Annotated in this window: 5 protein-coding genes; all 5 read left to right on the top strand. The window is 69.8% G+C overall.

Annotation, left to right across the window (positions count from 1 at the left end; genetic code table 11):
* The coding region (locus H5J31_RS39525; RefSeq protein ID WP_181777768.1) for a zinc-dependent metalloprotease at positions 1 to 752 on the top strand (752 nt) is incomplete at its 5' end.
* Positions 749 to 1,723 carry a tRNA lysidine(34) synthetase TilS gene (gene tilS, locus H5J31_RS39520; protein ID WP_181777767.1) on the top strand — a complete coding sequence of 325 codons (975 nt, stop codon included), beginning with the start codon at positions 749 to 751 and terminating at the stop codon, positions 1,721 to 1,723. The genes H5J31_RS39525 and tilS, both read left to right, overlap by 4 nt.
* A gap of 13 nt (positions 1,724 to 1,736) precedes the next feature.
* Complete coding sequence (gene hpt / locus H5J31_RS39515; RefSeq protein ID WP_061985572.1) at positions 1,737 to 2,300, top strand: hypoxanthine phosphoribosyltransferase; 564 nt, start codon at positions 1,737 to 1,739, stop codon at positions 2,298 to 2,300.
* A gap of 145 nt (positions 2,301 to 2,445) precedes the next feature.
* Positions 2,446 to 2,808, top strand: coding sequence for a hypothetical protein (locus tag H5J31_RS39510; RefSeq protein ID WP_181777766.1), 363 nt, complete (start codon positions 2,446 to 2,448; stop codon positions 2,806 to 2,808).
* Between the two features lie 17 nt (positions 2,809 to 2,825).
* Positions 2,826 to 3,672 (top strand): WXG100 family type VII secretion target (locus tag H5J31_RS39505; protein WP_407925094.1); only part of this gene is annotated, 847 nt, incomplete at its 3' end.

Raw genomic sequence — 3,672 nt, 5'->3', positions numbered from 1 at the left:
CCGTACTGGCTTCCGGCGCCGGTGTCCAGACCGGTCTGGTGCTCGCGTTCCTGGCCTCCCGAGTGCTCGGGCAGTACGACCCGTTCGGCGGGCCGGAACGCAAGGGACAGCTGGTGCTCGTCGCGCCGAACGTGGTCGCCGCCCAGCGCGCGATGGACGTTCCCGGCCACGACTTCCGGCTCTGGGTCTGCCTGCACGAATGCACCCACCGGCTGCAGTTCACCGCGGTCACCTGGCTGCGCGACTACTTCGCGGACGAGGTCGAGCGGCTGATCGGCGGGCTCGCCGGCCGCGACGCCGACGGGCTGAGCGACCTCGTCGGACGCCTTCCGGACACCATCAAGCAGATCGGCAAGGGCAAGGCGAGCGGCGCCGGGCTGGCCGAACTCCTGCAGTCGCCCAGCGAGCGCGCCGTCTTCGACCGGCTGCTCGCGCTCTCGACGCTGCTGGAGGGGCATGCCGACTTCGTGATGGACGCCGTCGGCCCCCAGGTCGTGCCGAGCGTCGAGTTGATCCGCTCGCGGTTCACCGCGCGGCGCAAGGGCGGCGGGCTCATCGACCGCGTGCTGCGCAGCCTGCTCGGTGTGGACGCGAAGATGCGCCAGTACGAACAGGGCGCGAAGTTCACCAAGCATGTCGTCGAGGCCGTCGGCATGGAGGGCTTCAACGCCGTCTGGACGTCGCCGAACACGCTGCCGACCCGCGCCGAGATCACCGATCCGGCGGCCTGGGTGCGGCGCCTGCACGGGTGAGCGGACCGGATCCGGCGATCGCGGCCGTGCGGACGGCCGTGCGGGATTTCCTCAAGTCGGCCGATCCCCGGGACGAGGTCTGCGTCGCGGTTTCCGGCGGCGCGGATTCGCTGGCGCTGGCCGAAGCGACGGCGTTCGTCGGGACCCGCGCCGGGCTGAAGGTGCGGGCGCTCGTCGTCGATCACGGTCTCCAGGACGGCTCCGCCGAAACCGCGGCGAAGGCGGCCGACACCGCTCGTGAGCTGGGCGTCGACACCGCTGAAGTCTTGAAGGTGACTGTCGAGGGCGCGGGTGGACCGGAGGCGGCCGCCCGCAGGGCTCGCTACCGCGCCCTGCGCTCGGCGCTCCCGGACGGTCATGGTCTCGTCCTTCTCGGCCACACCCTCGACGACCAGGCCGAAACCGTGTTGCTCGGCCTCGGCCGGGGCTCGGGACCGCGGTCGGTCGCCGGGATGCGGCCGCACGACCCGCCCTGGGGGCGGCCCTTGCTCACCGTCACCCGCGTCACCACCCGGAAGGCGTGCCGTGCCCTCGGCGTCGAACCTTGGCAGGACCCGCACAACGCGGATCCGCGGTTCACCCGTGTCCGGTTACGGACGGAAGTATTGCCCCTTCTGGAGGATGTCCTCTCCGGCGGCGTCGCGGCCTCGCTGGCCCGCACGGCGGCGCAACTGCGTGAGGACACCGAGGCGTTGGACACACTCGCCGACGAGGTCTACCTGCGCGCTTTCACCGAGGAAGGGCTCGACGTCGCGGTGCTCGCGACAGACCCGCCCGCGCTGCGCCGTCGTGTGCTCCGCAGGTGGCTGCTGGACTCCGGAGTCCGCGAACTCACCGACGCCCACCTGCGCTCCGTCGACGCACTGGTGGGGAACTGGCGGGGCCAGGGCGGGGTCTGGCTACCCGGCGACTTGGTGGCCAAGCGGGCGCATGGCAGGCTCTCGGTCGAAGCACCCCAGTCCACCACCTAGAGGGGATCGTCCCGTGTACGAAGGCGAGATCGCCTCCGTGCTCGTCACCGAGCAGCAGATCAACGACAAGATCGCCGAATTGGCCGCGCAGGTCGCCGCGGACTATCCGGCCGACGGCCCCGGTGCCGGGCAAGGAGACCTCCTGCTCGTCGGCGTGCTCAAGGGCGCGGTGATGTTCATGACCGACTTCGCCAGGGCACTCCCTCTTCCCTCCCAGCTCGAGTTCATGGCGGTCTCCTCCTACGGTTCGGCGACCTCGTCGTCCGGCGTGGTGCGGATCCTCAAGGACCTCGATCGCGACATCGCCGGCCGCGACGTGCTCATCGTCGAGGACATCGTCGACTCCGGGCTCACGCTGTCGTGGCTCCTGAAGAACCTCGCCAGCCGCAACCCGGCCTCGCTGGAGGTCGTCTCGCTCCTGCGCAAGCCGGAAGCGGTCAAGGTCGACGTACCGGTCAAGTACATCGGGTTCGACATCCCGAACGAATTCGTAGTCGGATACGGCCTGGACTACGCGGAGCGTTACCGGGACCTGCCCTACATCGGAACGCTGGACCCGCACGTTTACACGTCCTGAGAACCGCTTGCCCGGGAATGCCGGAATGCGGAACCCTGAGCACGGTGAACGCGTCATAGGCTGCGATCAAGTGCGTTAACCTATGCGAAGACCTTCGCCACGAAAGCCGTCGTGGCCTGGCCCGGGGGAAACGGAGAGAGCTCAGATGGGGAACAGCTTGGCGGACGCGAACGCGTTCAAGAACGCCGCGGCCCAGGGTCAGGTCGGGATCGACCCGGACGCGGCCCAGACCGTCCTGAACAAGATCCGCACCGGCAAGGACGCCATCGAGTCCCTGCTGCAGCGCTCCGGCGACCTCGCCCAGGCGCCGAAGCTGGGCAACAACCCGGTCGGCAACGCGATCGCCGCGAAGGTCGCGAACCGCGCCGACGGCGGCGGCGACTCGTACGCGGCCGCGCTGCAGAACCTTTTCCAGCAGTACGAGGCCGCCGAGTCCGGCATCGTGACCGCGATGGCCAGGTACCACGAGATCGACCAGGCCGCGGCCGAGCCGTTCCGGAACGTCTGAGGGGGAGTCAGAAAGCCATGGCACCGAAGCACAGCGCCGACTCTTTCGGCGAGCAGAGCAACACGCCGGTCCAGCTCGGCGACAACTCGCAGTCCGCGGACATCGTCTCCTCCGCCCGCGGCCGTTCGGACGGTTTCGACATCGGCGCCGACCGCGCGATCACGAACCCGCCGAACTGGGAGAGCGCCCAGTCCAGCCAGGACCTGTGGAACCAGGCGAACCTCGGCAACGACCCGAGCACGGCGACCGGCATCAGCCAGTCCTGGAGCTCGCACGGCACGCAGCTGAACCAGGCCTCGAACGACCTCTACAACGCGATCTCCGAACTGGGCGCGGCGTGGATCGGCCAGGGCGCCGCCAGTGCCCAGGGCGCGCTGGTCTCCATCGCGAACTCGGGCTCGCAGGCCTCCGAAGCCGCGAACACGATGTCGGACAGGCTGCAGAAGCAGGCCGACGCGGCCACCAAGGTCAAGCTCATGCCGAAGCCGACCGACTACAGCCCCGAGAAGGCGATGGGCCAGGCCCTCGCGGCGGGTCCGATCGGCATGATCGCCGACCAGAAGCCGCTCGCGGACCAGGACAAGGAAGTGCGGGCGGAGCAGGCCAGGTTCCTCGAGGCCTACACCAAGGAGATGAGCGAGGTCGACAGCTCGACCCCGAGCTTCGGCCCCGAATCCCTCGGCATGAAGCCGACCGCCACGCACAACAGCGCGTCGTTCAGCGGTGTCGGCAACATCGGCGGCGGTCACCTGAACTCCGGCGCCGTCTCCGGCACCCCCGTCCTGGCCGGTACGCACGGCTACGGCGGCGTGCAGGGCGGCTCCCCGGCGGCGGGCGTCCACGGCGGTCCGGACTCGGGCGTGT

The organism is Amycolatopsis pittospori (assembly GCF_013870525.1).
GTDB classification, from domain to species: Bacteria; Actinomycetota; Actinomycetes; order Mycobacteriales; family Pseudonocardiaceae; genus Amycolatopsis; species Amycolatopsis pittospori.
This window is presented reverse-complemented; position numbering and strand designations above follow the sequence as displayed.